Origin of the sequence: Kitasatospora sp. NPDC085879, from assembly GCF_040686255.1 — a bacterium.
In the GTDB taxonomy this organism is placed as follows: domain Bacteria; phylum Actinomycetota; class Actinomycetes; order Streptomycetales; family Streptomycetaceae; genus Kitasatospora.
This window is the reverse complement of sequence record NZ_JBFBJZ010000160.1, coordinates 1-4482: the sequence shown is the minus strand read 5'-3', so window position 1 is coordinate 4482 and position 4482 is coordinate 1. Positions and strand designations below refer to the sequence as shown.

4 protein-coding genes are annotated in these 4482 nt (G+C 72.7%); all 4 read right to left on the bottom strand.

Going from position 1 to position 4482, the window contains the following annotated elements:
* Positions 1-778: 778 nt before the first annotated feature.
* Entirely contained in the window at positions 779-1612 is an 834-nt protein-coding gene (locus AB0P35_RS41550; protein WP_095877758.1) for a YihY/virulence factor BrkB family protein, read from the bottom strand.
* 254 nt (positions 1613-1866) lie between these two features.
* Positions 1867-2739: a DUF1206 domain-containing protein gene (locus AB0P35_RS41545; RefSeq protein ID WP_179419773.1), complete on the bottom strand. Its 873-nt coding sequence runs from the start codon at positions 2737-2739 to the stop codon at positions 1867-1869.
* Between the two features lie 785 nt (positions 2740-3524).
* Positions 3525-4124, bottom strand: a complete 600-nt coding sequence (locus AB0P35_RS41540; protein WP_095877759.1) for an alkaline shock response membrane anchor protein AmaP — start codon at positions 4122-4124, stop codon at positions 3525-3527.
* A 49-nt stretch (positions 4125-4173) separates the two neighbouring features.
* Positions 4174-4482 (bottom strand): DUF6286 domain-containing protein (locus AB0P35_RS41535; protein WP_363521673.1); only part of this gene is annotated, 309 nt, incomplete at its 5' end.

Genomic DNA, 4482 nt, shown 5'->3' with positions numbered 1-4482 from the left:
CGCTGCTGGAGCGGATCCGGGACGGGCTGCTGCGGCTGTAGCCGGGAGAGTGGTGGGGGGGGCCGGGGGGGGGCGGCGCCCCCCCGGGCGCGGGCGCCCCGCACCCGTTTATCAAACACCACACCCCGATGTGGGCGCCCCGCCCCCCGGGCGGGCCCCCCGTTACCCCCCGGGCGCCCCCGCGGCGACACACGCTCAACTTCTGGTCCCTCACCACCGACGCTACCCACCCGCCACCCACGCCGCGACCCGGCCGCCTTGCGATGTCCGCCCTCGGCGCGGCGCAGATGCCGGGTCTCCACCCTCGCTGCTCGAAATGAACGGATGGCTACACCACGGCATGGGTCGGGCTCACCGCGAGGGGGCCGGCTCGTAAATGAGCGCACAGCGAGGTAGACCACGTCTGCGATAAGCAGCAGCACACCGATGGCGAGCAGAAGCAGGCCGTGGACGAGAACGCCCACCGGGCCCAGAACGATCGCGGTGATCACGACCACGAGAAACAGAACCATGGCACGCCTCCGTGCAGGGTGACGGGTTCAGGGGTGGGCGGCGGCAGTCGGCCCGCTCGTGGCCCGCATCTTCCGTGGTGCAACGATCCAGCCCTCGGACACCAGCGCCTTGTCCCCGCAGCGGGCTGGTCTATCCGTTCGGGTCCACCCTGGCGCGGCCCGGGCGGTGTGCCCGGGGGGCGGCGCGGGCCCCGGTGCGGTGTGCTGAGTGGTGGTCACGGTGTCTCCATCGGTGGGGTGGTGTGCTCTCCGGGATGGTCCCGGCCTCACCTTCGTCGTTTCAGCGCACCTTCCAGGCGAGGATATTCGTCGTGGAGCAGCCGGCCGGCCAGTGCGCCGCCGTAGACCACGGCGCCGACGCCGACCAGCCAGGACTGGATGACCAGGACGGTCCCGATCGGTCCGTAGGCGAGGGTGTTGGTGGCGATCAGTGGCGAGAAGACGAGCCGGGAGAAGACCCTCAGGCCGAGCAGCCCGGCTGTGGTGGCCACGGCGCCGGGCAGCAGGGCGATCCAGGGGACCCGGCCGCCGAGCAGCATCCGCTGCGACCACCAGAGGAACAGGACGGCGCTCAGCACCGCGGCGACGCCGCCGAGCGGGGTCTGCCGCCACAGGGTGGTGGTGGCGGACAGGAGGAGGAGTCCGATGAGGGCGGCGAGCCACACGGCGTGCCGCCACCTGGCCCACCAGCGGGCCGGTGGTAGGCCCCAGATCTTCTCGTAGGTGGTCTGCACCGCCGCTCCGAAGGACAGGCCGAAAACGGCGAGGGCGGCGAGGCTGAACGCCGTCGTGGTCTGCAGTGTCTGGCCGGGCAGGGCGATCAGCTGCTCGACCTTCTTCCTGGAGGTCGCCGACACACCGAGTCCTTCGCCCAGCCATTGTGCGAAGCCCTGCCCGTTCGCCGGGTCAGCCGCCGAGATGACGATCAGCAGCGGCACGAGGGTGAGGAACCCGAGCGCCGCGAAGCCCAGCGACCGCTGCCACAGTTCGAGAGCGCTGCCCCGCCTCCATCCGCGCCCGGCCGCCGAACGGCCGACCCTGCGGCGCAGCCGCCCGAACAGGGACGAGCGGCCCTCGGGATCGGGAGGCTTCATCGGCATGAATGTTGAGTACCACGGTCGATGCCGTCGCTGGCCAACGGCGCGGCGAGCGGCCGGTCGGGCTTCGGTGGGCCGGCCGCAGCGGTGGCGGGTGGGGTGTCGGCAACGGTTGAAATTGAGCCGCTGCCGACATGGGGTCTGGGCCCCTTTCGAGGGGTTGTGGATCGGCCTGCTGTCGGAGGTGCTCGGGCGGACCCCGGATGTGCACTCCGGTGCCCGGAACGGGGTCGGTTGATCTGCCGGGACGCCTGCTGTTATCGCGCGGGCGGGTCTGATCGTTCAGGAGTTTTGTGCCAGCGGGCTTCGCAGAAGGAGTAGAGGCCGAACAGCAGGAAGCCGATCGCTGCCGCGATCAGCAGCACGGGGCCGGCGGGTGTGTCCGCGAACGAGCGCAGCGTCTCGTCCAGGCCCTTGGCCTTGCTGGGGTCGAACTTCACGGCGGCCAGCAGGATGAACAGGCCGGCCACCGCCGCGGCGGCGCCGCACGCCACGCCGCCGACGATTCCCAGCAGCGCGACGACCCGCCGCGTTCGCGGGCTCATGTCACCTGTCTGGAGATCCTCCTCGAACTTCCGCATCACTGCGCGCACCGCCATCACCACGCCCACGATGACCAGGACGGCTCCGACCCCGCCGACCAGGAACCGCCCGCCCGGCCACTCCAGCACCCTCGCGGTGTACTCCTTGGACGTCTCGTTGCCGGACCGGCTCCCGGAGGAGCCGCCGACCAGGACGGTCTGCACCACGCCGATGGAGATCACCGCGTAGAACACGGCCAGCACCAGAGAGCCCAGGCGCCTGGTCCACTTGTCGCCGCCCGGCACCGATGATCCGAACACGGCCTCGGACAGCCGCCACAGCGCCATCGCCGCCAGCCCCACCACCAGCGCCCACAGCAGGAAGCGGCCGAAGGGCTGTTCGCCGATGGTCCGCACCGCGCCGGACCTGTCAGCCTCGTCACCGCTCCCTGCGCCGAGCCCGATCCGCACGGCCAGGACCCCCACCAGCACGTTGATCGCTCCCCGTGCGCAGAGCCCGACCCTGGCCACGACACTCATGGCATGGCTGTCGGCCAGGCGCCGCCCCTGCGACCTGGCCCCTGCGGTACCGCCGTTCCTGATGGCCATACACGGCACCTCCTTGTGCCGGACCCAGCCCGCCGACATGCCCCCGCGTCATCGGCCACGCCCGGCGCCCACCCGACGGGCGCCTTGCCAGGGTTGGATCGGTCAGACGGAGTGAAGTGCTCGGTGCCGGAGGACGCCCTTCAGGACTACCGTACGGCGCGGCTGGGAGGCTGCCCACGGGCCCCGGGAGCCGTTCACCGCCCCGCCGCGCGCGGGTGGTCCGCTGTCCGCGTGCCGCGGGCGCAGCGGGACGGTGAAGCGGCCGGGGCGGGCAGGTGTCGGCATGCCCGAGCGTCGTCACTGTCGTCGTGGCTGTGTCCGGGCTCTGGGCTTTGGGCGTGCTTGTCGTCCTGGTGGGGCCGGGGGCCGCGCCGGAGGATCGTCCGGGGCGGCCGGTGCCGGGTTCTGCGCGGCCCCGTGCGGTGGCGCCGAAGGTGAGCGACTTGGTCGCGGTCGGGGCGGGCGTCTGGGCGGTTTCTGTGGGCTGTTGCGCGGCTGTGCGCAGCTGCGAGGTGTTCCCCGGCGGCGGCGTGGTACTCGTGGCCCGGCATGCTCGAGGCCGCCCGGGTCTGCCGGGCGCGACGAATCGCGGCCCTTGTCGCGCGCCGTGGAGGTCGTGAAGGACGCATCACGGTTGAGGACGTCTGCCTCCCAAGACCCTTTGAGGAGGGCATGCGCCAGCCGTCGACGCACAGCCCGTAGCGGCGGACCGGTCGGCATCGGAACCCCGACAGGACGCTCTCGCTCCGGCCTGCTCGGCGGTGCCGTGACCTGGTCATCGCGGGTCATTCGGCGCGGTGGGGCCGGTGGGAGGCGACGCGCAGCGTGGCCCGGGCGGGGAGTTGCTCCCATCCGGTGCTGCGGCGGGCGCGGTGCAGGGTGCCTTCCAGGGCGGGGAGGATGTCCCGGGGGTGGGCGTCCGGATCGAGGGTGAGATCGAAGGTCGCGTGTGGGTGGTCAGGGTGACCGGTCAGGTGGGCCTGCGCCTTGTGGACGCCGGGGAGTCGGGCGGCGTCGGCGGCCAGGGCGTCGGCGAGGGCGCTGTCGTGCAGTTCGACGCCGTCGCAGGGCGGGTTGCCGACCGGCAGGCGCCCGGGGTGGCGGTGGTGGAGTTGTGCCAGGAGCCACCACAGGGCCAGGGCGATGAGGATGGCCAGGGCGGCGATGACGGTCGGCCACCACCAGTCCTCGTCCGTCCAGCGGGTGCGGTCCTGGACCGGCACGAGGGTGTCGTGCGGGCCGGTGAGGGGCCAGTCGGCGGGCGGGTCGAGACTCCAGCGCCGGTAGAGGTCCAGCGCGCCGACCAGCACGAGCAGGCCGCCGCCGAGCATGACCAGGCCGGCGACGGCCAGCAAGGTCCGGTTGAGGACGGAGTGAGAGTTCATCAGATGGTCTCCCGTGGCGATGGGGCCGGCGGTCTGTGCGGCTGCACGGTCACTGGCCGCGCCGGCGGGCCCGGACCGTGAGCCGGGGCACCCGGGCGAGGGCGAGGGCGTCGAGCTGTGCTGTCAGTGCTTCGGTGACCTCGGTCCGCACCGTGTCCAGGTCGCGGAAGGCGACCTGCGCGCGGGCGTTGATCCGGCGTCGGCGAACTCGCACGTCGGCGTGGGATACGCCCGGCACGCGCAGGGCGGCATCGCGCAGCAGGCGTGCGGCGCCGTCGCGGTCGAGAGCGGCCTGTGGTGCGTCCGGGTCGTCGGGGGCCGCCATGGGCAGGAGGTGTCGGCGGCCGGGGGTGAGCGC